Origin of the sequence: Bradyrhizobium sp. LA6.1, assembly GCF_040547805.1 — a bacterium.
Lineage (GTDB): Bacteria > Pseudomonadota > Alphaproteobacteria > Rhizobiales > Xanthobacteraceae > Bradyrhizobium > Bradyrhizobium barranii.
The window spans coordinates 220,271-243,215 of the sequence record NZ_JBEPQK010000013.1; the positions used below are offsets into that span (position 1 = coordinate 220,271).

The window sequence follows — 22,945 nt, forward strand, 5'->3', positions numbered from 1 at the left end:
TTAGCCAAACAAGCGCATCGTCGCGCGGAGCAGGCCAGCGATGCCGGCTATTGCTTTGACGGAGGCGGCGAACAATGATTGATCGAGCGGACATTTGAATATTGCCGGTTGCAGGGAGCTTTGGGATGAACGGTGCGGAAAGCCTGGTGCGGACGATGGTCAAGGGTGGGGTGGATGTCTGCTTCACCAACCCAGGCACCTCCGAGATGCATTTTGTCGCGGCGCTCGACCGCGTGCCGGGCATGCGCTGCGTGCTCGGCCTGTTCGAAGGCGTGGTGACCGGCGCCGCTGACGGCTATTTCCGCATGAAGGGCACGCCCGCCTCGACGCTGCTGCATCTCGGCCCCGGCCTGGCCAATGGCCTGGCCAATCTGCACAACGCCAAGAAGGCGAATTCCGGCATCGTCAACATCGTCGGCCAGCATGCGGTCTACCACATCGACTACAACGCGCCGCTGACCTCCGACATCGAGGGCCTGGCCCGGCCGATGTCGTCCTGGGTCCGCACTTCGCCGGACTCCAAATCGGTTGCAGCTGACGGCGCCGCGGCGATCGCCGCCGCCAAGAGCGCACCGCCACAGATCGCGACCCTGATCCTGCCCGCCGACACCGCCTGGAACGAGGCCGATGGCATCGCCGAGGTACCGGCCGAGCAGCAGCGCGCCAGCTATTCGCCGCAGGCGGTCGAGCGGGCCGCGAAGATCCTGCACGGCGACGGCGAGGGTACGCTGCTGTTGATGACCGGCAGCGCGCTGAGCGAACAGGGCTTGGCGCTGGCCGAGCGTATCGCCGGCAAGACCGGCTGCACGGTGATGGGCCCGACCTTCCGTCCCAAGATGGCGCGCGGCCGCGGCCGCTATTCGATCGACCGCATTCATTACGTGATCGAGAACGCGCTGCCGATGCTGGCGAAGTTCCGGCACATCGTGCTAGTCGAGTCCGATGATCCGGTGGCGTTCTTCGCCTATCCGAACAAGCCGAGCATGCTCAAGCCCGAGGGCTGCGAGGTGCATCGCATGACCTCCTGGGGCGAGAATTCGGTCGCGGCGCTCGAAGCACTGGCCGGCGCGGTGAAGGCGAGCGCGAAGGACGTCAAGCCGCAGGCCTTGGCTGAGCTGGTGAAGCCGACCGGCGCGCTGACTTTTGCCTCGATCGCGCAGGCGATCGCATGCGCCATCCCCGAGAACGCAATCATGGTCGACGAATCCCTGACCACCGGCCGCGGCTTCTTCCCGCCGACGGCGGCGGCCGCTCCGCACGACTGGCTCCAGAACATGGGAGGTTCGATCGGCTTCTCCACGCCGCTGTCGATCGGCGCCGCGATCGCATGTCCGGACCGCAAGGTGATCACCATGGTCGGCGACGGCAGCGCGATGTACACGATCCAGTCGCTGTGGACGCAGGCCCGTGAGAACCTCAACATCGTCACCATCGTGTTCGCCAACCGCATCTACCAGATCCTGCGCGGCGAGTTCGACAATGTCGGCGCCGGCGAGCCCGGCCAGCGCGCCAACGACATGCTGCGGCTTGACCGTCCGACGCTGGACTTCGTCGCGCTGGCGAAGGGCATGGGCGTCCCCGGCCGGGCCGTCACCAATGCCGAAGAGTTCAACAAGGCTCTGGCCGAAGCCGTCGCCGAGCCCGGGCCGCGGCTGATCGAAGTCCAGATGTAGGGCGCAGCATCAGGGAGCGCCGAGGGCCGGGGGGCAAGATGCAGACCGAGCTGAACAAGGTGATCGCGGCGCTCCGGGACTTCTACGCTCACGAAGGATTCTTGTTCGAAAAGGACGTCGGCGAGCGGGCGGTGACGCACCGCTTCGCCGTCTATCTGGAGCGGCAATTCGCCGGCTGGTCAGTCGATTGCAACTACGACCGCCTCGGCGAGCGCACGCTGCATCTGCCGCACGGCACCATCGTCTCCACCGACGATCATCTGGGAAAATCGATCTACCCCGACGTCGTCGTGCATCAGCGCGAGATCCCGAACAACCTGCTCGCCGTCGAGATCCGCAAGGCGAGCAATCACACCTCGCTCGACCACGACCAGCACAAGCTGATGGCGCTGACCGACGCGCATGTCTGGTTCGCGTACTGGATCGGCGTACTGCTGGTGCTGGACAGGCAGCAGGTGACGATTTCGGAAGTCTATGTCAGCGGCGTCGTTGATCAACCGCTGTCGCTATGGTTTGCGGCGCGGCTGGAGGAGAGCGGACTGGGGGCCGCGCATAAAACTGCGTCGTAGCGGGTTGAAGTCCGAATTGAATTCGGACGGCAGCAAGACCCTCCCCGTTCCCTCTCCCTTGTGGGAGGACCGACAGTCACCGCAGCGTCATGGCCGGGCTTGTCCCGGCCATCCACGCCTTGCCACGTGGTACTGAGAACGTGGATGCCCGGGACAAGCCCGGGCATGACGACCTCCCGTGAACTGTCACCACCTCAGTGCAGCGGATCGCCCTGGCCGAGCGCGTAGGCGACGAGGTCCTTCAGCGCGAAGCTGGAGCCGGTCACCGGCGTCCATTGCGGGTCGAGCGACAGCACGGAGGAATGGTCGCCGAACATCATGCCGAGGAAGACCTCGGCCACGATGCGACCGCCGACGGGGCCGAGCTGCGGCGTGTTGATTCCGGTCGCCGGCGCGCCGGTAGCCGGGATCGTCACCGCGGTCTGGAATTGCCGCGCCTCGGCCAGGATGTAGGTCCAGAGCGGGCAATTGCCGGCAAACACCCCGTTCGCGATGGTCGCGATCCCAGTTTGCGGATCGCCCGCGCCGGGCTCGTCGACGGCCTTGCCGACGATGATCTGATCATCCGTCAGCGGCGTCAGGTTCATCGCCTTGGCGACGGCCTGGCCGGACGGCAGGCCGAGCCGCCAGCTGCGCTCGAGATTGCGCAGCGCCAGCGACGACGGATTGGACGCGACCTCCGGCGGCAGCTTGCGCAGCGGATCGACCAGCGATGCGTCGATGCGATAGGCAAACTGCAGTCGCTTCTTGTTGTCAGGATTGGTGTCGTCGTCCTCGACACCATAGGGGCGCGTGTCCAGATCGATGAAGCGGCCCCAATCCATGGCGCGTCCCGGGCCCATGGCGCGGAAGCCGGTCAGCGCGTTCTTGTCGGGATTGTGGGGGTCGGGGAAGATCTGCAATAGCATGTTGCCCGCATCGTTCAGCCGATAACCGGGGCGGATCATGGAATGGCCGAGACGGTAGGCCGCAACCGAGAACTCGACCGGCATGAACGGATAAGTCTTCCAGTGGTAGTGAGCGAGCTTGCTGCGGTCGTATTGGCCCGCGGTCCTCAACTCGTCCAGCACGCTGGCGTGAACGATTCGCGGCAGGAAGTCGTTCAGCACGACGTATTGATAATGGAATCGGACGCGCTGCTGCACGTCCTCGAACGACAGGCTGTCATTATCGTCGACCATGCGGTTGTGAAAGCGCAGCATCAAGGCCTGGAACTGCGAGACGATGCTGTTCTCGTCGTTGCGGGGGTCGCCGATCAGGGCGCGGCCCTTGAAGCGCGGCAGGTCGCTGGCATCGGGCACGCCCGCGCCGGTCAGCTTCTCGCCGAGCCGGAACTTGATGCCGTCATACATGTAGGGCTGATCGTTCGGACCACGGCCGTAGAGATTGTCCAGATCGAGCGACGGCGTGCGGAAGTCGACGAGCCCGTCGGGATCCTGCTGCTTGGTCAGCGAGCTGACCGGATCGAAGGTGATGTCGTGGTCGATGAACTGGCCGAAATAGGTGTAGAGCGCGGGAATGCCGCTCTCCTCCGCGTCCGGCCCGTCCTTCGGACCATCGAAGTCGGCGACCATCTTGTCGGCCAGCGCCGAAAGGTTCGCGACATTGTCGGCGTCGTTCGGACCGAATTTCGCCGGCGTGAGCTTGCGGAACATGCGTCCGAAACGGCCCTGGGAAAGCGGCGAACGCGTTGCGTTCAGACCGCGCGGAACAACGCTGTGGCGGCTGCTCATTGAAAACACCTCCCTGAAAAGTCACGACGTGCAACGAATAAAGCTAAAGTTGTTCGCAACAGAATATGCATGTCACGCTAGATCAGGCGATTGGGTGCCACAAGCGATCTGCTTCACACACTGTGCGGCATCGATGATGTTCCGAAAGGGAGCGTTGCGAACAAGCTGCGGTCGCGCTTTGCAAATTTTTCCCGGAGCGATGACGGATAACATTCTCGTCATCGGCATGCGCGAGCAGCTTCGCGCAAGTGAGTTCGCCGGACTGTCGGCGAAGTGGATCGTCTTCACGCAATAAGTGTGGCGGCGTGCGCGTCATGCGCGCACGCCGCGATGTCTTCAGTAGGCGTACTGCTGCGAGAACGCGTAGCGCGGATTGATGCCGCAAGAGGCCGACGTGCCGGAGGCGGTGGCGAGGCACTGCTGATAGCTCGCGAACTGGCAGTTGCCGGGATAGCCCCACATGCGTCCCTGCAGGCAATATCGATCGTTTGCAGGATGTGCCTGGGCGGCCGGGGATGCTACGGCGACCAGGGCGGCGAACGATGCGAGAGTGAGGATGATGCGACGCATTTCAATCTCCTTCGAGAGCGGGTGGACGGGAACGTCAGCGAGCTGGGCTCGTCTGAGGCATGTCATGCCTATCTTGGTGTCGGCGGAATGCCGTGCGTTCGCGACATGGCACATCATGACGCAGCCGGCGGCCAGGAATGTGATCTACGCCACAGTTCGCGGTGGGGGCCGGGCCTATCGTGAGAAGACGTGCACGCGTCGATCCCGGAGAATCAGGCTTGTCTCATTCGGATCAGGTATTTTGGAGGTTCTAATGCAAAGGTCATATTTGCTGGCTGCGACAGCAGCGCTGGCGCTTTTCATGCAAATACCGCTCGCGCTGGCCCAGAGTGCGCCGGCCGCCGGTGGAACCGCAGCGCCTACCGCGACGACCACTGCGCCGGCAGCGACGACGACAACGCCGGCCGCGACCAGCGACACCTCCAGCCAGCCGGCCGACTCCAAGAAGAGCGCATCGAAGAAGCCGGCGAAGAAGAAGATGACGCGGCAGCAGGAAATCGATCATTCGGTCGACACCGGCACCGTGCCCGCGCGCTACCGCAGCTCTGTGCCCAAGCAGTACCAGCAGTACATTCCGTTCGATAAGCGGTGACGGGTCTCACGGCGGGCGACGTGATCAGACGTCGGGCCGCCGGTGCCATCGTGGCCTTGGTGTGACGCCTTGTCGTAGCGCCTTAACCAAGCGGAATCCGGCCATACATCCCCAGTGGCGGTCCGCGAGAGCGGTGCTAGAGTAGGCCGAAGCCCCGGGGGGAGAAATGAGCGACGACGTGAAGGATGCTGGCCTTGTGGCCATGATCAGCAGCATCCTGGGAGGCAACAAGCGCGCAGACAGCAGTGCTCCGCCGCCGCTCACCGAGGTTCCGCCGACAGCGCCGACGAACGGGTTCGACCTGGTCGAGCCGTCCACCCCCGATCCTGCACCGGCCGAATCCGACGATGCGCCCGATGCCGTGCCGGCTGCCGCGAAGCCGGTCGAGCGGCCGGCGAAAATCACGACGACGCCTGATGGCAAGAAGCTGCTTCCCGCCGAGGCGATTGCCGATCTGGTGCTTGGCGAGCTGCGCAAGCTGGAGAATTTTCCGGCGACCGGCGCCTCCGTCACGGTCTACGGTTACAAGCACTGGAATGCGATGATCACCTTCGCGCCGTTCTCGACCACGTTCCAGAACGCGACGCGGTTCCGCCAGGCCGTACCGGACCTGGTCTTCAAGCTGCGCCGTTTCGTCGAACTTGAGATATAGTCCGGGACAATCACCGGCTGCTGTTCGGCGCGATTCCCCGTTGTGGGGCGAGGCGCGAGCGGGTGTCCGAAACAGTTCGACAGGATCTTGAATTGAGCGTCGCCTTTACCAAGGAAGAAAGCGCCGAAACCGCGTCCGAGACGCTGCTGCCGGATCGCCCGATCTCGCCTCATCCAAACCTCGTGACGGAAGCAGGCTTGCAGGCGCAGCTGCGCGAGGCGCGCGAGGCCTATGAAGCCGCGCAAGCCATCGAGGACGTCAACGAAAAGCGCCGGCAGTCGGCGGTGCCCTTGCGCGATGCTCGCTATCTGACCGAACGGCTGCGCACGGCGCAGGTCATTCCCGATCCGGCGTCGACCGATGTCGTCGCCTTCGGCAGCACCGTGACCTTCAGCCGCACCGACGGCCGCGTGCAGACCTATCGCATCGTCGGCGAGGACGAAGCGGATCCAAAGGCCGGATCGATCTCGTTCGTGGCGCCGGTTGCGAAGTCGCTGATCGGGAAGGCGGTGGGCGATGTCGTGGGTTCAGGCGCGCAAGAGATCGAGATTCTGTCGATCGCGTAGGGATGCGATCTGAGGCCTGAATGGTGGGCGCGTGAGGATCCAACTCCGACGGCTCTGGCTTCGGATTGGTTGCGCCAACTCCGATCGCGTCACTGGGTCAGTTGCGCTGCCGCGATTCACTTCGCTGTTCAAAAGCCGCGAAGGTCATATAGTGAGGGGGTATCAAGACCAATTCATTGCGTGTCAGGCCAAGGGAGCGATCCATGCGGAAGTCCCTATACTTCGTCATCGCAGCCGGTCTCGGCCTATCAGGACCACAAGCTCTGGTCGCGCAAGACGATGTAGATCAGCAGCTCGGCAGCGTTCATTTCCAGACCTCTTGCAACGATGTGGCCCAGCGTCGTTTCGATCGCGGGATGCGCTATCAGCATTCCTACTGGTACGCCAACGCCAAGGAGATCTTCGAGGAAGCCATCAAGGCTGACCCGACATGCAGCATGGCCTATTGGGGCATTGCGCTCACCTACATGGACAATCCGCACAATGCTATTCCAAAGCCGAACCTGGCGCCGGGCCTCGCCGCGATCATGAAGGCCAAGGAGATCGGCGCCGCGACCGAGCGGGAACGCGACTACATCGATGCGCTGATGGTGATGTATGCCGATTACGACAAGATCCCTCACGTCCAGCGGATGCGCATGCTGCGTGACGCGCAGGCGCGCGTCGCGGCAAAATATCCAGACGACGACGAAGCCCAGATCGCCTACGCCATTACGCTCAATACGTCGGCGGATCTGAACGACAAGACCTACGCGCAGCAAATTAAGGGCGCGGCGATTCTCGAGCCGATCTCCAGGCGGCTGCCGATGCATCCGGGCGTGACGCATTATCTGATCCATCTCTACGACTACCCGGCGCTGGCGCAGAAAGGGCTCGATGCCGCCAATCGTTATGCCAAGATCGCACCGGCCGCGCCGCACGCCCAGCACATGCCCTCCCACATCTACACGCGCGTCGGCTATTGGAAGGAATCGATCGACTCCAACACCGCTTCCGTGAAAGCCGCGATGGCCGAAAAGTCGGTCGGCAACTACCTGCATGCGCAGGACTACATGGTCTATGCTTACCTGCAGCTCGGCCAGGACAAGCAGGCGCGTGCCGTCATCGACGACATGATCAAGGAGACCGACTTCAAGGCGACGGTCGCGGCGGCAGACTACGCGCTGGCGGCTTCGCCGGCGCGTTATGCGATCGACCGTGGCGATTGGGAGGGTGCCTCGCAGCTGCCGGTCAGGCCGAGCAACCTCAACTTTGCGATGGCGGTAACGCATTTCGCCCGGGCTCTCGGCGCGGCGCGCTCCGGCAAACCGGAAGCCGCCAAGGCCGACATCCAGAAGCTGGCGGAATTGCGCGACAAGTTGCAGGACGCCAAGGACAATTATTGGTCCGGAATCGTCGACATCCAGCGTCAGGTCGCCGTCGCCTGGGTGCTTTACGCCGAGGGCAAGTACGACGAGGCACTCAATGCGATGAGTGCCGCGGCGGATGCAGAGGACAAGACGGAAAAGCACGTGATCACGCCCGGACCGCTGGCGCCGGCGCGCGAGCTTTACGGCTTCATGCTGCTCGATCGCGGCATGGCCAAGGAGGCGCTTGCCGCATTCGAGGCAACCAAGGCGAAGGAGCCGAACCGCTTGCACGCTTTCGCGGGAGCGGCCAAGGCGGCCGAAGCCCTTGGTAACAGGGAGGCGGCACGACAGAACTGTCAGCAACTCGTAACGCTGACGGCCAGTGCCGATTCGGAACGCCCCGAGGTCGCGGCGGCGAAGCAATACCTCGCCAGCAACTGACCCGGAACGAGAACGGTGGAATGATGAGAAGGGCAGCCGCCATCGCCGTCGCAGCAATCGTGCTGGGAAGCGCGCTGGCGGCATCGCTCTTGTGGCTCCATGTGCCACGGCATGCCGCCGCAAGTTCCGCCACGCCGGTGTGGCACGAGGTGACTTGGCCGTTCCCGATCGACCAATGGGGCAAAGGAAAGGCGTTCCGCTGCAAGGCGGCCGACTGCGGCGTCGAGGTGACGCTGTATCTGCGCGCCAAGATTGGTTTTTGCAATTGTACGACGGGCGTCGCCGATGACGAGGACCTCGATCGCATGGGCGATACCGTTCTCCTGGGCGAAGTCTCTCCACGCGGTTCCGGCCATCCCATCAGGATTGCGTCGATGAACGGTCGCAGCCGCGCCTACACGCTCAACTCACGTGGCGCTCCCGGCAAAACGCTGGTGTCGGTCGTCTACAACGAGCGTTGCGACATGATCGCAGCGACCGCTGTCACTGGCTCCGATCGGCCGGAGACCATCGAACCCCGCGTGATCGAGTTTCTGGGCGGCAGCACCGCGATGCACTGGGCCGAAGTCACACTGGGTCTGTGATCGACCGCGCCTTCCCGATCGGCGGGCATTTCAATGCGGCGAATGGCCCGCGCAGCTGGGGCGAGGATTGCTATCGACAGGGGCAATCTCATTCGCCTAAACATGAACCATGCGTTTCCGTTGTCTTGTCCCGATATCGAAGGTCTCCGCCGTGTCCGCGAAACAAAGCGCGGCGGCTGGATGAGACGGTTTTTGTCGGGGGCGTTGCCGTTCTACGCGCTGGCCGGATTGGCCATGTGCATGTACCTCGTCCTGTACAAGACGAACCTGTTCGACTTGAACGCCATCGTCCAGGGTGCGACCGGTTCGGCATGGTTTCCGGTCTTCATGTTCGCTTGCGTGCTCCTGGAGTCGGTCTTCCCGTATTTCGGCTATTTTCCTGGAACCGCCCTCATCCTGATGTCCGTGGCGCTCAATCCGAAGCCCGCTGATGTCTCCGTTTTTGTCGTGGCGTGGCTGGCCATCATCGTGGGCGCCGTTCTGAGTTACGGACAGGCTCGCTTTTTCAGGCCGATGTTGCAGCGGGTTGCCTCAAAAGCGGCACTGGGCCGATGTGAGTCCCTTCTTGACTCCTATGGTCCTTATGCGCGCGTTGCCTTGTTCGTTCATCCCAATTCGTTCATCCCAACGCTTGCGCGATGTATTTCACGGCACTCGGACTTCTCGGCCGGAACCTGACGCGAGAGCTCGCTTATCTCAGTGTGGGTGCAGCAGCCTCCGTGGGCATTCTGTTCGTCATTGTGACCAGACTGGTGTCGTCCGCAGGCGCCACCGATGATGGGGAATTGCAGGTGCTGCTGGCGGCAGGCCTGGTCGCTATCGGAACCCTCGTCGGTCTCTACGCCGCCTTCCGGCCGGATCGGGCTGCTTGAGGCTTGAATCCGGAAGACTGCGAACCGGCTTTCCGACCAGAGAGCCCGCTTTGAGCTTGGTCGGTCATGATCCATGTGCGGAAGCACCCAAGTCAGAGCCTAAACCAAGGCAGGGTGAGATAGACGCAAGCGATCATCGAGAGGATGGGAATTATCCACACCCATCCCGACCAGAAGTTTCGCACTGAACGTCCGGGTAACGACGCAGCAACGAGGGCGACGATCAGTGCCCCGAGCGCGGCCGTCGCGGCCCACCCGTACCAGTACATCGCTGGAGCTAGAAATCCCATCGCAGGGTCAGCAACGTCTCGCGAATGATGCGTGCCCGCCAGCACGATGCCGAGCGACGGGAAAACGGTGAAAAGAGCAAGGTCCTTTGCGAGTGCAACCACGTAGAGGAAGCCAAATGTCGTCCCGAACGCGAATGCAAAGCGGCGGAACGCAGCCGATAACGTCATGCGCCGAAACCCCTGATGTTGTTTACGACGTGGCCAGTTAGGAAGCCCCACCAGATGACAAAGGCGAGGATCGAGGTGAGCATCGTGCGCGTCTGAGCAGGCTCGTCGGCACGCGGCCGTCGCCAGCAAACCCAGTAGGCTGGTAGCAACGCAAAACCGATAGCGGCGAAGTGCTCCTTGAGGTCGAAGAAGCCCAGGGCTGGCCAATGACCGGCGCGCTCTAACTCTGGCCTGATGTCGACGCGAAAATACAGATAGATGACCCCACCAAGCAGGATGGAGATGGCATACAAGACGACGACGGCGTCGGCGAACCGGGCCGATGGCACGGAGCGAAAGCGGCCGAAAAACGAACTGGGGCGCGTTCCCACAGTCGCCCACGTCGCCAAGGTCTGGTGCGTAATCGCGCCAAGCAGTGCAACGGCGACCAAGCCGTGAATAATCAGGAGTACTGTCGCCAGAACCTCACTCCCGGCCTATTGCGCGCTTGCTGTCACGTGAAGAGTTCCTCAGTCCCGAATGGCTCCGCCGACCACGGCCGGAAGCGATTGAGGGTGAACTTCGTCTTCTGACTGGGTTCAACGTCCACCAGCACGTAGTTGTACTCCTCTTGCGGAGGCTGGCCCTTCCAGTAAAGGTCCCGCGGATAGTCGGCGGGCACCTTGATGCTGGTTCGCCCCGGCAGGATTGGGTCTTGTTCTGCGCCCCCACCGCCCAACATCAGATACTTTACCCCATCTACGTCGTAGATTTCCGTGGTGTGGACGTGCCCGTTCAATACGACCACCTCCATGTCCTTGGCATACGACGCAATCACCTTGTGCGGGTTATCGGGAGCCGGGATCGGGCCTAAGCCTGACCGTGCAAACACAGGATAGTGGAAGACGATAAACGCCTTCCGAATGCCGTTGGCCTTCGCCTCGTCCATCCACTTTTGAAGCTGGGTCATCTGCTCGGCATATTTTGGCCGATCAGCGTCCCACAGCGACGGCGAGCGGTAATCGTACTTGCCACTCCAGAGATAGATGAAACGGGTGCCCTTGAAGTCGAATTTGTAGATCAGGTTTTCCGGCGTGACGCCGAATTTTTTAAGATACGGAACAGCCGAAAGTACGCCCTCAATCTTTGGGTCGGCCCACACCTCATGATTACCCACACTCATGAAAAAGCGCCCATCCAGACCGGCTGCGCGCATCTCGTCATCCGGCGCGGGTAGTTTCTTCAACATTGTTTCGTTCACGCGCTTCCAGTATGGGCTGTCGCTCACGGTCAAGCCCTGATTGCCCCACCACACAGCGTCACCGCTATTGACCACGAATTTAGCGCGACCGGATTGAACGTCCTTGACGATTTCGCGCGTCACCCATTCGCCGCCCTGAAGCCGGAACATGGTCCGATGTACTCCGGGAAGCAGTTTCACGTCTTCAACGGATGCCTCGGTGACCCAACCCTTATCTACCGTCAGGGTCATCACTTCCGTCTTGGATGCGAACGGCATGACGACCTTGACCAGGTCCTTTGTGACCGGATCGAAGATCATCTTCACATCCTTCGCTACGACGGCCTCGGCGACCTTTTCCGGCATGACCAATCCGAACATCTCGACGAAGAACTTGCTGAGGTCCGGTTGTCCCTCTTTCAACGGGAGGTACATCATCGGTCGGGTATCGCCGACCGCAGCGAATGAAAAGCCGGCTGCGGGAAGCGGTGCTTGCGCGGGCGTTGTTTGTGTCTGGGCACCGGCAACGAGTGGCACGGAGAATGCGGGCACTGCTGCGAGTGCGCCTAGAACCAGGCGACGACTGGGCTCGTTAGGCCAAGAGGATTGCATGATGATCACCCCTGATCGAGGAGAGGGAATGAGCCGCCGCATAGGGCGCGCAAACAGCCCGATTTGCCGGCCGTTTCCCGTAGACCTTCAGCGGTGGGTAAGCTTGATATAGATCAACGTCCTCATCTGCCGTAGCAGCGAGCACGTAGAGCGGCGGCTGGCAGCTATTCTGGCCGCGGACGTTTGCGGGCATCGCAGGTGTGCAGAAATACAGCGGCAAGGGCGTGGCGAACCCACACAGGTGGCGAGCATGATGTCGATGAAATTGCCGCTGTGGCTTCGCTTTTTCCTGCTCGTCGGCGTCGTCGCCTTTGCAGCAGGCGCAAGTCTCCTTGCCTATCGGTACTACAGCCGCCCGGTAACGCTGACTGTGGCGGTCGGGTCGCTCGACGGCGAGGCAGCGAAGGCAATGTCAGCGATAGCAGGCGAGTTCGTTTCAGCGAACGCGCCGGTCCGGCTCAAGGTCATCGACAGCGGCACCGCGCTCGAGGCCGCTGCGGCTTTCTCCGCGGGCAAGGTCGATCTCGCTGTGGTTCGCGGCGATGTCGGCGACTTGTCGCAGGCGCAAGCCGTCGTCGTCGTCAGCCATATGGCCGTACTGATCATCGCGCCGCCGGGATCGTCCATCGACAGCATTGCCAACCTGAAGGGACGCACGGTTGGCGTGGTCGGCGGAGCAGTGAACGCCAAAATTGTCGATGTGTTGACCAAGGGATACGATCTGGCGGGCGCAAAAGTTGTCTTCAAGAACCTTGCCTTGACGGATGTCCGGCAAGCCATTCAGTCAAAACAAGTCAGCGCCCTGCTTGTCGTGATCCCGCTCGCCGAAAAATACCTCTCGCTCGTTCGTGGATTTTTTCAGCTCGACCGTAAAAAGACCCCGGTACTGATCCCAATCGAGTCCGCAGGGGCAATTGCAGAGAATGAGCGCGCTTTTGAAAGCTTCGACGTCCCGAAGGGCACGCTGCGGGGATCGCCGCCGGTCCCGGAAGATGACCTGACGACCCTGAGGACCTCGCTATACCTGGTTGCGCAAAGGAAGCTTGGCTCTGATCTGGTAACCGACCTCACGGAGGCGATCATGAGCGCGCGCAGGAATCTGCTGCGCGAGCAGCCGATTTTCGCGCAGATCACCGCGCCCAGCACCGACCAGGATGCCTACCTTCCGCTGCATCCTGGCGCGGCAGCCGTCTACAACAGCACCACGCAAAGCTTCATGGATGAATACGGCAACTGGATCTATTTGACGCCGATGGTACTGGGTGGCGCTGCCACCATGCTTGCGGCGGCGTGGAAATTCCTGGGCCTCGGCAGCCGCGCAGCCGAAGGCCCGCTCGATTCTCTCTACGCCCTGGCGCGCCGGATTCGGAAAGTCGATACAGAGGCTGAACTTTCGGATATCGAAGACGAAATCGACCGCATTCTAAAGGCGGAGCTCGCCAAATCCGCTGCTGGAGACGAGAGCGCGGTGGATGATGCCACATTGAACGTGGCAGCCCACCGGCTGGAGAGCTTGATTCACGACCGACGCACATTGATCGCCAAGGGACCCGCAGTTGCCTCCGCGGCGAAGGCGACACAGCGCTAAGTCACGACACGCCTCGCAACACAGTGGTGAATCATGAATGCAATCGCGCTATCGTGCATCACGTTTCTATGCATCTCAGGCGGTGCCCTGCTTGGTATGTTCCTTCCTGGGCATCACCTGAGCACGGATGACAAGGATGTGGTCAGGCTGGGCACGGGCCTCATCGGGACGATAGCCGCGCTTGTCCTCGGCCTGCTGATCGCCTCGGCGAAGGGCTCCTACGACACGCAGAGCACTCAAGTCACGCAGATGACGAGCAATGTTGTCCTGCTCGATAATCTGCTGGCGCAGTACGGACCGGAGACGAATGACGAACGCAATCTGTTACGGCGCGCCGTCGTTGTTTTAGCCGATCGAATGTGGCGCGAGAAAAGTTCCGAGGTTGCCAAGGCGAACCCCTTCGAGGCGAGCGCCGTAAGCGAAACATTCTATGCGAAGCTTCAGCAGCTTTCGCCGCAGAACGATTCCCAGCGCTCCCTGCAAGCCAGGGCCATACAGATCGCCACCGACATTGCGCAAACCCGCCTGTCGCTGTTCGCACAGACGAACAACTCGATCCCCATGCCGTTCCTGGTGGTACTGATTTTCTGGCTCACCATCATCTTTGGAAGCTTCGGCCTGTTTGCCAAACCCAGCGCAACCGTTTTCGGCTCGCTGTTCGTTTTTGCACTGTCGGCCGCCGGGGCGATCTACCTGGTCCTGGAGCTGGGGCAGCCATTTGCGGGTTTGATGCAGATTTCCAGCGCGCCACTGCGCAGCGCCCTCACGCCGCTCGGTCCCTAACGTTCGCATGATCGAGGTTGCCGGCCAGAGCGAGCCCCGACTGCTATCGTGGTCGTCGCGACCTGCTGCAGCGGCTGTTCGAGTTGATCAAGATGCGCATTGTGCTGCGATGTCCGAATCTGGCCCATGTCGGTCGGCTGCCTGATTTCCGCTTGCGAGGGCAAAGCGGACATTTGGGAAATTAGCGAGGTCGGCTAAGGGCCCACAAGCAGACTCTGGCGTCTGGTCGATCACTTCGAAACAGTCGTCATAATGGACAGGCCGGTAATCCGCACCGGACGATGCGTCGAGTGCGACAAGGCGCCTAGACGTTGATCTCGGCCGCTGCCCGCACAATCGCTGCTACGGTTGCCTTGGCTGCCGGCGACGAGGTTCTCCCTCGCAAACACACGATGCCCGTGCTTGACGGCGGCGACTGCCAGCCATGTACGACAAGCCGGACAAGTGCGCCGGATTCCAGCTCCCCCCGTACCGCCGCGTTCGTCGCACCCAGAACGGTATCCGTGGTGAGCGCGACCGTCTTGAGCAGGCCGTAGTTGTCGCACTCGAGCGCAATGGCGGCCTCCTGGCCCGCAGGCAGGCCCAGCAGGGCGGCGAGCTCCACCTTTGAGGGGCTCAGCAACTTCGGTGCGGCGAGACCGTACGCCCAGACGTCCTGCAGCATGTGCTCGCGCCCGGCCAGCGGATGTCCTGCCCGCACATACAGGCCGGCCTGCTGCCCCCCGATCAACTGGATGTCCAGCGCGGCATCCCCAGGCATGTCACGGACATCGGCGGCAAAGAACTCGATGCTTTCGGTGCGCAAGCTCTCCAGCAACTGCACCCAGTTGCCGACCTCCATGCGCAGCGCCACCTGCGGGTGCTGGCGGCGCAACGCCACAAGCGCGCGTGGCATCAGGGTGGCCGTTAGCAGCGGCCCGACGCCGAAGGCCGTGTCGCCGAGCTGGCTGTCGCGGTAAAGATCCACGTCGCGCTGCAGGCAACGCGCCTCGAACAGCAGCTTGCGCGCCCGCTCAATGACGAATTCCCCGGCACGGGTGGGGCGGACATCACCAACGTCGCGGTCGAACAGGCGGATACCCAGGTCGTTCTCGATGGCCTGGATGCTGCGGCTGAAGGCCGGCTGGCTCAGGTGGGCGGCTGCGGCGGCGCGGGCGAAGTGCAGAGTGTCGGCAAGGGCGACAACGTGATTCAGGCGGCGCAGATTCATGGCATTGCTCTCCATGCATCAAGACGATGAATATTATGCATTGGACGCAATATGGCGACACCCCTTAGACCGTTCCACAATTCAAAACATGAGAGCGGCAGGAGACGTCCCATATGAGCTCGCAATTGCAGTACCTTTTAATTGGCGCCTGCATCCTAGGCTTTGCCGCCATGGAGTTCGTCACCCGGCGGTATCAAGCCACCGTGCGCGGCAACGCGACAGCCAACGACGCCTGGCTTGAAGTGCTGATGTTCGTCAGCCTGATCGCCATCACTCAGCCTATCGCACTGCTGGGCAGCAACGCGTTGTGCAGCTGGCTCATGCCGACGCAGCACGACGCCTGGGCCAACCTGCCATGGTGGGCGATGGCCGGACTGCTGCTCATCGGCGATGACCTCACGCAGTACCTCTGGCACCGCGCCTCGCACACGCCCTTGCTGTGGCCGCTGCACCGCGCGCATCACAGCGCGGCCTACATGAGCGTGCGCATTACCTACCGCAACAACTTCTTTTACTACCTGATGATGCCGGGCCTGTGGATCGGCGGCGTGGCGGTGTACCTGGGTTTCGGCCCAGTCTATGCGGCGTACCTGGTGATCAAGTTGGCGGTCATCCTGGGCGCGCACTGCGCTTGGGCGTGGGATGCGCCGCTGTACCGCATCCGCGCGCTGCATCCGCTGATGTGGGTGCTGGAGCGCACCATCTCCACGCCGGCCACGCACCAGGCGCACCATGCGCTCACCAACGAAGATGGCATTGGCCACTACAAGGGCAACTTCGGCAACCTGCTGTTCTTCTGGGACGTGCTGTTCGGTACGGCGCATATCACACGCAAGTATCCCGCCAAGGTCGGCCTGCAGGACGACATCCTGTTTGGCCCGGAGCGCTGGACGACGCAGATGTTCTACCCGCTCGTCCACTCAAAGCGCGAACATTCGGCGCTCCGCCCCGGCGGCCGTGGCTTCACCGAAGCAGACCTGCAGACCGAAGCTAAGCAGAAGGCCACCTGAACGCGGGTAGCGTCGAGGCGCCGCAGCAAGCGTTCGCGATGCCTCGGAAGGAGCTGGAATGGGTAACCATCTGGTCCGCGAGCGGCCTCTTGGCCACACCGAGATGAGCCGAGCGGAAACCATCGTGCTTGCGGCTGGAGCACCGCGCTTGTGGCGATCTTCATCCGACTCATTGGTATTGGTTAGGAGAAGTCGATGATCGTCTGTTCTTGCAATGTGTTCAGCGACCACCAGGTGCGGTCAGTGGTCATAAAAGAAGCGCGACGGCCCCGCATGAGCGAGGTGTATGCCTGCCTCGGATGCTGCGCCCAGTGCGGCTGCTGCGCTCGCGCCATCAAGCGGATCATGGATGAGAGGCCGGGCTCCGTCCATGCGAGCGCAAGCATGCACTGACTTGGAGTTGACACGGTCACGGTCAGCACGTGCCCTGGTTATCCACCTGGAGGACACGCGAAACCCAGAGAAAGCGAACATCATGAACGTGCCTGTCAATTTCCGTTCCGTCGACATTCCCGCCGAACTGCAGTCCTGCTTCGCCGCGCAGCGGGCGGCCTATTTGGCGGCGCCCGAGCCATCCTACGATCAGCGCATTGCTGACCTGAAGGCCCTCGGGCAACTCCTGAAGGACAACAAGGACGAGCTGGTCGCAGCGATCAACGCCGACTACGGCAACCGGTCTGAATTCGAGACCCTTTTCGCCGAATATTTCGTTGTCCTGGAAACAATCGCCGACGCCAGAAAGAAGCTGAAAAAGTGGATGAAACCGCAGCGCAGGCACGTCGACTTCATGACCTACCCGCTCGCGCGCAACCGCGTCATCCCACAGCCGCTCGGCGTCGTCGGGGTCATCGTTCCCTGGAATTTCCCGCTTAACCTCAGCTTCTGCCCGCTCGCCGCAATTCTAGCCGCCGGCAATCGTGCGATGGTCAAGATGTCGGAAAATTCAAGAGCGCTCGCCGAGGTCCTGATCCGTGTCTCGCCGAAGTATTTCCCGCTCGAGAAGCTTGCCTTTTTCGAGGATGGCGGCGGACGAGGACCCGCATTCTCGTCATTGCCCTTCGACCATCTGCTGTTCACGGGATCCGGCGCGACCGGTCGCGCAGTCATGGCAAACGCGGCCCGCAACCTCACCCCTGTCACGCTTGAATTGGGCGGCAAGGCACCTGCAATTGTTGGGCCTGACTTCCCGGTCAAGACAGCGGCAGAGCGCATTCTCTGGGTGAAGATGTTCAATGCCGGTCAGATCTGTACGAATGTCGACTACATGTTTCTGCCCAAAGGGAGTGAGGACGAATTCGTCCATCATTGCCGCAAGCTGTTTGCCGAGCGCTTCCCGGACATCAACGGTCAAGACTACACGTCGATCATCGATGAACCGTCGTTCACGCGGCTGCAGGCGACCCTGGAGGATGCACGTACAAAGGGTGCAGTCCTGGTCAATCTTGCGGAACGGCAGATTCCGGACACGAAGCAGCGCAAATTTCCACCGCATCTCGTGCTAAATCCGACGGACGACATGATTGTCATGCAGCGCGAGATCTTTGGCCCGATCCTGCCGATCAAGACCTATACAGATCGGCAGGAGGTCGCCGACTATATCAATAGTCACGACCGACCGTTGGCAATCTATCCATTCACCTCCGATGCCGAGCTGCGCGACTTCTACATCTCGCGGGTGATGTCGGGTGGCGTATCGGTCAATGAAGCTCTCCTGCACGTCGGCCAGCACGACCTGCCATTCGGTGGGATCGGTGCGAGCGGTATGGGCCATTACCACGCGCGCGAGGGGTTCAACACCTTTTCAAAATTGCGCCCGGTCTTCTATCAAGGTCCTCTCTCGCCGATCCAAATGCTATTTCAGCCGCCCTACGCCGGCCGCCCAATGAGCATCCTGCGGACGATGATCAAGTGGAAGACGTGATGCGTGACTGTGGCAGATCGGCGCCAATGATATGCGCCGCAAGCCTGGGCGGATGCCGGGCGTCGTCGGCATTTTATCCCGGTATCGTCGCGGTCGATCTCAGCCAGGGCGGCGCACATTTTGAAGCTCTGCTGACCATAGTGACTGCGGCGTCGATTCATTCTCATTCGCACGGAGACCGCCATGAAGGGTAACGTCTTTATCATCACCGGCGCGCTGGGCGCGCTTGGCAAGGTGGTCGCCGAGGAAGCCCTTTCGCGCGGCGCGCGAGTCGCCGGTATCGATCATGCTGAGTCGCAGTTCGCCGCAACAGCCCAGCGGATCGAATTCGGCCGCATCGACCTGACCGATGCGGCACAGGCGAAAGAGGCGATCGATGCCGCCGCCGCGCATTTTGGCGCGATCGACGCGCTAATCAATATTGCTGGCGGATTTGCCTTCGAGACCATTGCCGACGGCGATCCCAAGGTTTGGCAGCGCATGCATGCTCTCAATGTCGAGACCGCGCTGAATGCTTCGCGCGCAGCGATCCCGCATCTTCTCAACTCGCGGGCGGCCCGCATCGTCAATATCGGTGCGACGGGCGCACTGCAGGCCGGCCCCGGCATGGGTCCTTATGCGGCGTCGAAGGCCGGCGTGCATAAGCTGACGGAGTCACTGGCTGCCGAGTTGAAAGGCAAGATCACCGTCAATGCGGTGCTACCCTCGATCATCGATACCGCGGCAAACCGCGCCAGCATGCCGAAGGCCGATTCTTCCGAATGGGTCGCGCCAAAGGAACTCGCCGATGTCATCCTCTTCCTGGCGAGTGACGCCGCCAGCGCCGTTACCGGCGCGCTGCTGCCGGTCAACGGACGGGTCTGAAGCGGGGTTGCGCCGCAACCAGCTTCCGAAGCACAGCTCAGCTACCGGATGCCCCTGCGCCGATATCGATGTACGTCCCAGTCGCCTGTCCCGCAAAGACCACCGAAAGATGATAGTCCTCGAGGTTCTGTGAATAGGATAGATCCAACCCAGCTTACTGCGATGACCGAGGTCGGCATGTCCGCAAAGGGTCAAAAGCCGACCTCGGGTGAATGACCGCTTTTGGCAAAGCGGACGTTCGCACGCCTCGCAAGGGAGCTTTCAGCGACTCTTGAAATCTAGGATCAATGGTGGGCGCACATGGGTCGAACCATGGGGCCTCTCGCGTGTCAAGGCGGGTTAGTCGCTCGGGGGGGGCGGGCCTCTCCTTGGATGATGCCATCATGCCGGTGTTTTGCCCGACGCGTCAATCGAATTTCGGAAAATGCGTAGCTCATTGATCCGACTGATGTCGGCTACTGTGCATGGGGTTGTTTTCGACTTTTTTGATCAGACGGCCCCGACAGGCGTCGGGCCTGCGTGATCGTTTGCAACCGGCGGAGGGGGTCAGGAGGGCGGATGGTGGGCGCACAAGGGATCGAACCTTGGACCTCTCCCGTGTGAAGGCCGGACCTGTAGTTGATGCAATTTGCTAATTTCCCGGCTGGCTCAATTTCCCCGTCTTTTCCCCGCTACTCAATTGGCGAACTAAGGCCCGGTTGACCACGCCAGCTGGCGCGACGGCCCGCCGCGGCGATCGGCAATCTCATCAACTGGTGCTGGCCTGTTTCCGACCTCAGTGGCCTAGTTTGATTTTGGGGGTGGCCTGATTTGAAGGGAGCAAGTCAGGGGTAACATATAATGGTAAAAATGCCGCACCTGGAACCGAAGGGGCGAATGGACCAATTACCTAGCGGGGTAATGTTGAAGGTGCCTGCAAGTCCAGTTGTGAAATTAATTTCACTGCCCATATTTGGCGTACGGTTGTGGATGAGCTGTACGCGTACAGTTTTGATGGTTTTGGGCTGAATTTGGTTAATTTGCGTGTTGTTATGGTTGCTAGCGGTTTGTTTTTTAAGTTTCTTGAAACTATCGATGAGCGATGTTAGTTGTATGTACGGTCGCTGATAGCGGTGAAAAACAGCGGCTCCGCCTCTTTCGGGAGGCTCCACGGTTCGTGGACGTAAGGTGAGTATTTCGCACGAGGGTTCTTCTGGAACGAATTTCTGCCCTCGGAAATAGCCCCTGCGGGGGCTATTTTCTTTTCTGAGCGATGACGTTCCTTGGCGGCGGCCGGGTAAGTTTCCTTCCATTTATGCGGTAGTCCACTACCGTGACGAAGCTAACAGCTGGCAATTTCTCTGGCAGCTTCGGCCTCAGATGGGCGCTGGTTACGAACATCGCGCCATCAAACCCGTCCGATTTCTTGGCCTTCTCGACGTCGAAAAATGCAACATATGGCGCATTTCCCTCGCCAGGCATTTCGACGATCAGGAAATTCCCCTTATCACCAAAATAAGCCCTTCCAGCAGCAGCGTAGCGGATCATGTCCACCAGCTCCTTTGAAAGCTTATAGCGTTCATGGCAGAAGCATCGCTTCTCCCTACCATCAACCATGTGAAGGTCAGGGCTATCCTCTGGGGTAATTTCTCGGGTGAAGCAATGAAAGCCAAAGCTGACACGAACAGTATATGGCGGCGCGCCATCCTCCTTGGCCTTCACTTCCATCGTGAACGGGTCCAAGTGGTCTAGATCGTAATCGACCCCCGCAATTCTCTTCTTCCCAAAACCCGACAAGAAAACACCCCTGAAACTAGCAGGCCGCGCACATCACTACCTTTAGGAAAGAATGAAGCGAGTCTATTAACTGTTCGTTAGAACTTGAGGCCGCCTCAGTTGGGCGGCCTATTTCATTATGGTTTGGATTCCGGCTCCTCCGGAGTCGGCTCAGCAAGTGCCACCATAAGCTCAAGCCAAGACTTTAAGGCTGCGTGGCTTTTGCCAGAAATCCCCCTTGGAATCTCCAGTGCTACCGTTCCCTCAGGGAGGGGGAGTGTCGCGCGAGGAACCAGTGGCTCCACGGGCAGCCCCCCTCCCGCGAACCTCTGTGGTCGCGAGGAGTATCGGCCCGCCCCCGTGGCCGAAAGCCCCGTCATTGGCGGCGAATCCCCTTCAGGATTTCCATGCGACACCATTTCGCCTTCTTCAAGACTAGAAGACAGACTGTCTTCATTTTTTAGATTAGCGAAGGTAACCGTTTCATCGAATCCACGCAAGAACATCTGGGCTGCCGCTTGCGTAAAGCCGCGATCCAAATGAAGCTCGCTAAGGCAATGATTGTCACTCGGCCGATTTGGAAGCCATTTTTCGGCATATTCTGCAAACAAACGAGGACGCAACGAAGCCTCCCGAATGGAGGATTCCTTCGCGCCGGGGCGAGTATCATGCAAGATACGGTGAGCAAGATCAGAAAGCTGAATTCTCCGATCTTGCCCCCTGCCAACGTCTTCGAGGAGCCCATAGGACTTAAGGGCCGCAACAGTCTGCTGAAGTCCGCTACTGGCAGGCGCATAGCCCCACGTTTCGGCTATCGTGGCAAGACGAGCCGAGTTCCGGCGATGGGCATCATAAAAGGTGCGAGCCCGGTCAACCGCCTTAGAAAGCGAAATAAAAGGGAATGAGGGGCTACGCTCCTTGCGCGAGCGCTCCGTGTCGTCGTCCAAATCGGTCATCCGGACCTCCTTAGTCTGGAGGCCTTATAGCAAGCCGCTCAGAGATCGACAAGACATCATGTCTGATGTCTGATAAAATTTTTTATGTCTGATTTTCTCTGATTGGACTTGAACCGGCCAGCGGGGCGTGTATTCTGCGGCAAATTCGCGGAGGCAAGTATGACAACATGGCCAGAGCTTCAGCGTAATCCCGACCGGCGTTGAGGCTGTGACACAATAGGAAAGGGCCGCTACCCGGCTCCCCGTGAAGGAAAGGTAGCGGCCCCTAATCGGCTCTAGAAGTTCAGGGATCGTCTAACGGTAGGACGCCCGCCCCTACAAGCTGGGAAACCACCGAATATGCGCACCCCGGGCCAGCGACCAAGCTAGAATATACGCTTTCCAGAGCGGCTTTTCTAGAGTCCTGGGGTCAATCCCACACTCCATGAACGTCCTCCCGAGCGAAACGAGTCGAAGTCATTGCGCCCTTTGCGAAGGCGTCGGCGTCCGCGCCGCTTGGCACGCCTGCTGCGGAGGGGCATGCTCACGCGTTGGAGGATCCAGCATGCCTGCCTACCTGGTTCGCATTACAGAAACCCGCGACCTAGTCGGGATATTCGTCGCCGACGACGAGGATGACCTCGAGTTCGTAGTGGACGAATGCACCGATGCGCCGGGATGCGAGTACGTCGAACTCCCCAACGGCGGCGTGATGTGGGAGAGCCCTTCAAAACCGGTGCCACTGGACGCTGGCGATCCCGAGGATGACGCATCGCCAGTCGAGGAGTTTCCATGGAATGGCGCCTCGCTCTCCGAGCGCTGGTGGTACATCACCTACGGGCTCGAGAAAGTCGAATGGACGCCGTTTGACGAGGACCCCCCAAGTCCGCCGCGGACGGAGCCGCGACCGCGCCCATTGGGTTCGGCGCGCGTGATCCAATTCCGGAAGCGCAGGGGCGACGAATAACTGGGGGAGATTACGCCGGTTA

Annotated in this window: 21 protein-coding genes and 1 pseudogene; 14 read left to right on the forward strand and 8 right to left on the reverse strand. The window is 61.0% G+C overall.

Going from position 1 to position 22,945, the window contains the following annotated elements; genetic code table 11:
* Positions 1-125 precede the first annotated feature (125 nt).
* Entirely contained in the window at positions 126-1,673 is a 1,548-nt protein-coding gene (locus tag ABIB99_RS28765) for an acetolactate synthase large subunit (RefSeq protein WP_028151250.1), read from the forward strand.
* Between the two features lie 38 nt (positions 1,674-1,711).
* Positions 1,712-2,242, forward strand: a complete 531-nt coding sequence (locus ABIB99_RS28770) for a hypothetical protein (RefSeq protein ID WP_063985415.1) — start codon at positions 1,712-1,714, stop codon at positions 2,240-2,242.
* 194 nt (positions 2,243-2,436) lie between these two features.
* Here the strand turns inward: ABIB99_RS28770 and ABIB99_RS28775 are convergent, their stop codons facing one another.
* Positions 2,437-3,975, reverse strand: a complete 1,539-nt coding sequence (locus ABIB99_RS28775) for a peroxidase family protein (RefSeq protein ID WP_354178662.1) — start codon at positions 3,973-3,975, stop codon at positions 2,437-2,439.
* 336 nt (positions 3,976-4,311) lie between these two features.
* Positions 4,312-4,545 carry a DUF3551 domain-containing protein gene (locus tag ABIB99_RS28780; RefSeq protein ID WP_028151247.1) on the reverse strand — a complete coding sequence of 78 codons (234 nt, stop codon included), beginning with the start codon at positions 4,543-4,545 and terminating at the stop codon, positions 4,312-4,314.
* A 253-nt stretch (positions 4,546-4,798) separates the two neighbouring features.
* On the opposite strand from ABIB99_RS28780, the gene ABIB99_RS28785 reads away from it, so the two are divergent.
* The 6 genes and pseudogenes from ABIB99_RS28785 (at position 4,799) to ABIB99_RS28810 (ending at position 9,601) form a co-directional block, all read left to right on the forward strand.
* On the forward strand, positions 4,799-5,137 hold the full coding sequence (locus tag ABIB99_RS28785) for a hypothetical protein (protein ID WP_063985413.1): 339 nt from the start codon (positions 4,799-4,801) through the stop codon (positions 5,135-5,137).
* A gap of 166 nt (positions 5,138-5,303) precedes the next feature.
* Positions 5,304-5,789 (forward strand): hypothetical protein, encoded by a 486-nt coding sequence (locus tag ABIB99_RS28790; RefSeq protein WP_063985412.1) that lies wholly within the window; start codon positions 5,304-5,306, stop codon positions 5,787-5,789.
* Between the two features lie 92 nt (positions 5,790-5,881).
* A complete protein-coding gene (gene greA, locus ABIB99_RS28795) occupies positions 5,882-6,355 on the forward strand; it encodes a transcription elongation factor GreA (RefSeq protein ID WP_354178666.1) in 474 nt (157 codons plus the stop codon).
* Positions 6,356-6,558: 203 nt separating this feature from the next.
* Positions 6,559-8,145, forward strand: a complete 1,587-nt coding sequence (locus ABIB99_RS28800; RefSeq protein WP_354178668.1) for a tetratricopeptide repeat protein — start codon at positions 6,559-6,561, stop codon at positions 8,143-8,145.
* Between the two features lie 20 nt (positions 8,146-8,165).
* Positions 8,166-8,729, forward strand: coding sequence for a hypothetical protein (locus tag ABIB99_RS28805; protein ID WP_354178670.1), 564 nt, complete (start codon positions 8,166-8,168; stop codon positions 8,727-8,729).
* 180 nt (positions 8,730-8,909) lie between these two features.
* Positions 8,910-9,601, forward strand: a pseudogene (locus tag ABIB99_RS28810) (hypothetical protein).
* 92 nt (positions 9,602-9,693) lie between these two features.
* On the opposite strand, the gene ABIB99_RS28815 reads toward ABIB99_RS28810, so the two are convergent.
* The 3 genes from ABIB99_RS28815 to ABIB99_RS28825 form a co-directional block, all read right to left on the reverse strand.
* Positions 9,694-10,059 carry a hypothetical protein gene (locus ABIB99_RS28815; RefSeq protein ID WP_063985409.1) on the reverse strand — a complete coding sequence of 122 codons (366 nt, stop codon included), beginning with the start codon at positions 10,057-10,059 and terminating at the stop codon, positions 9,694-9,696.
* Positions 10,056-10,490 carry a hypothetical protein gene (locus tag ABIB99_RS28820; RefSeq protein WP_354178673.1) on the reverse strand — a complete coding sequence of 145 codons (435 nt, stop codon included), beginning with the start codon at positions 10,488-10,490 and terminating at the stop codon, positions 10,056-10,058. Before ABIB99_RS28820 ends, ABIB99_RS28815 begins: the two co-directional genes overlap by 4 nt.
* A 62-nt stretch (positions 10,491-10,552) precedes the next feature.
* Positions 10,553-11,890: a metallophosphoesterase family protein gene (locus tag ABIB99_RS28825; protein WP_354178676.1), complete on the reverse strand. Its 1,338-nt coding sequence runs from the start codon at positions 11,888-11,890 to the stop codon at positions 10,553-10,555.
* A gap of 250 nt (positions 11,891-12,140) precedes the next feature.
* On the opposite strand from ABIB99_RS28825, the gene ABIB99_RS28830 reads away from it, so the two are divergent.
* Positions 12,141-13,478: a TAXI family TRAP transporter solute-binding subunit gene (locus ABIB99_RS28830; RefSeq protein WP_354178678.1), complete on the forward strand. Its 1,338-nt coding sequence runs from the start codon at positions 12,141-12,143 to the stop codon at positions 13,476-13,478.
* Between the two features lie 33 nt (positions 13,479-13,511).
* The gene (locus ABIB99_RS28835) at positions 13,512-14,261 is read left to right on the forward strand and encodes a bestrophin-like domain (protein ID WP_354178680.1); all 750 of its coding nucleotides are present in this window, start codon (positions 13,512-13,514) and stop codon (positions 14,259-14,261) included.
* Between the two features lie 304 nt (positions 14,262-14,565).
* On the opposite strand, the gene ABIB99_RS28840 is transcribed toward ABIB99_RS28835, so the two are convergent.
* Complete coding sequence (locus ABIB99_RS28840; protein ID WP_071917142.1) at positions 14,566-15,471, reverse strand: LysR family transcriptional regulator; 906 nt, start codon at positions 15,469-15,471, stop codon at positions 14,566-14,568.
* A gap of 113 nt (positions 15,472-15,584) precedes the next feature.
* On the opposite strand from ABIB99_RS28840, the gene ABIB99_RS28845 reads away from it, so the two are divergent.
* The 3 genes from ABIB99_RS28845 (at position 15,585) to fabG (ending at position 19,266) form a co-directional block, all read left to right on the forward strand.
* Positions 15,585-16,481 carry a sterol desaturase family protein gene (locus tag ABIB99_RS28845; RefSeq protein WP_038388984.1) on the forward strand — a complete coding sequence of 299 codons (897 nt, stop codon included), beginning with the start codon at positions 15,585-15,587 and terminating at the stop codon, positions 16,479-16,481.
* 394 nt (positions 16,482-16,875) lie between these two features.
* Entirely contained in the window at positions 16,876-18,402 is a 1,527-nt protein-coding gene (locus ABIB99_RS28850; protein WP_354178683.1) for a coniferyl aldehyde dehydrogenase, read from the forward strand.
* Between the two features lie 183 nt (positions 18,403-18,585).
* Positions 18,586-19,266 (forward strand): 3-oxoacyl-ACP reductase FabG, encoded by a 681-nt coding sequence (gene fabG, locus ABIB99_RS28855; protein ID WP_208084844.1) that lies wholly within the window; start codon positions 18,586-18,588, stop codon positions 19,264-19,266.
* Positions 19,267-20,499: 1,233 nt separating this feature from the next.
* On the opposite strand, the gene ABIB99_RS28860 is transcribed toward fabG, so the two are convergent.
* Together ABIB99_RS28860 and ABIB99_RS28865 are read right to left on the reverse strand one after the other, a co-directional pair.
* Complete coding sequence (locus ABIB99_RS28860; protein WP_354178685.1) at positions 20,500-21,042, reverse strand: YjaZ family protein; 543 nt, start codon at positions 21,040-21,042, stop codon at positions 20,500-20,502.
* A 116-nt stretch (positions 21,043-21,158) separates the two neighbouring features.
* Positions 21,159-21,977, reverse strand: coding sequence for a hypothetical protein (locus tag ABIB99_RS28865; RefSeq protein ID WP_354178687.1), 819 nt, complete (start codon positions 21,975-21,977; stop codon positions 21,159-21,161).
* A 544-nt stretch (positions 21,978-22,521) separates the two neighbouring features.
* Between ABIB99_RS28865 and ABIB99_RS28870 the strand changes: the two genes are divergently transcribed.
* Positions 22,522-22,923 carry a hypothetical protein gene (locus ABIB99_RS28870; protein ID WP_354178689.1) on the forward strand — a complete coding sequence of 134 codons (402 nt, stop codon included), beginning with the start codon at positions 22,522-22,524 and terminating at the stop codon, positions 22,921-22,923.
* Positions 22,924-22,945: the final 22 nt, after the last annotated feature.

What these genes read in the sequence shown, in the direction of transcription:
- ABIB99_RS28845 (WP_038388984.1), top strand. Translation starts at nt 15,585, where the DNA reads ATGAGCTCGCAATTGCAGTACCTTTTAATTGGCGCCTGCATCCTAGGC.
- ABIB99_RS28805 (WP_354178670.1), top strand. Translation starts at nt 8,166, where the DNA reads ATGATGAGAAGGGCAGCCGCCATCGCCGTCGCAGCAATCGTGCTGGGA.
- ABIB99_RS28830 (WP_354178678.1), top strand. Translation starts at nt 12,141, where the DNA reads ATGATGTCGATGAAATTGCCGCTGTGGCTTCGCTTTTTCCTGCTCGTC.
- ABIB99_RS28800 (WP_354178668.1), top strand. Translation starts at nt 6,559, where the DNA reads ATGCGGAAGTCCCTATACTTCGTCATCGCAGCCGGTCTCGGCCTATCA.
- ABIB99_RS28870 (WP_354178689.1), top strand. Translation starts at nt 22,522, where the DNA reads ATGCCTGCCTACCTGGTTCGCATTACAGAAACCCGCGACCTAGTCGGG.
- ABIB99_RS28835 (WP_354178680.1), top strand. Translation starts at nt 13,512, where the DNA reads ATGAATGCAATCGCGCTATCGTGCATCACGTTTCTATGCATCTCAGGC.
- ABIB99_RS28765 (WP_028151250.1), top strand. Translation starts at nt 126, where the DNA reads ATGAACGGTGCGGAAAGCCTGGTGCGGACGATGGTCAAGGGTGGGGTG.
- ABIB99_RS28790 (WP_063985412.1), top strand. Translation starts at nt 5,304, where the DNA reads ATGAGCGACGACGTGAAGGATGCTGGCCTTGTGGCCATGATCAGCAGC.
- ABIB99_RS28770 (WP_063985415.1), top strand. Translation starts at nt 1,712, where the DNA reads ATGCAGACCGAGCTGAACAAGGTGATCGCGGCGCTCCGGGACTTCTAC.
- fabG (WP_208084844.1), top strand. Translation starts at nt 18,586, where the DNA reads ATGAAGGGTAACGTCTTTATCATCACCGGCGCGCTGGGCGCGCTTGGC.
- ABIB99_RS28815 (WP_063985409.1), bottom strand. Translation starts at nt 10,059, where the DNA reads ATGACGTTATCGGCTGCGTTCCGCCGCTTTGCATTCGCGTTCGGGACG.
- ABIB99_RS28865 (WP_354178687.1), bottom strand. Translation starts at nt 21,977, where the DNA reads ATGACCGATTTGGACGACGACACGGAGCGCTCGCGCAAGGAGCGTAGC.
- ABIB99_RS28825 (WP_354178676.1), bottom strand. Translation starts at nt 11,890, where the DNA reads ATGCAATCCTCTTGGCCTAACGAGCCCAGTCGTCGCCTGGTTCTAGGC.
- ABIB99_RS28785 (WP_063985413.1), top strand. Translation starts at nt 4,799, where the DNA reads ATGCAAAGGTCATATTTGCTGGCTGCGACAGCAGCGCTGGCGCTTTTC.
- ABIB99_RS28780 (WP_028151247.1), bottom strand. Translation starts at nt 4,545, where the DNA reads ATGCGTCGCATCATCCTCACTCTCGCATCGTTCGCCGCCCTGGTCGCC.
- ABIB99_RS28775 (WP_354178662.1), bottom strand. Translation starts at nt 3,975, where the DNA reads ATGAGCAGCCGCCACAGCGTTGTTCCGCGCGGTCTGAACGCAACGCGT.
- ABIB99_RS28840 (WP_071917142.1), bottom strand. Translation starts at nt 15,471, where the DNA reads ATGAATCTGCGCCGCCTGAATCACGTTGTCGCCCTTGCCGACACTCTG.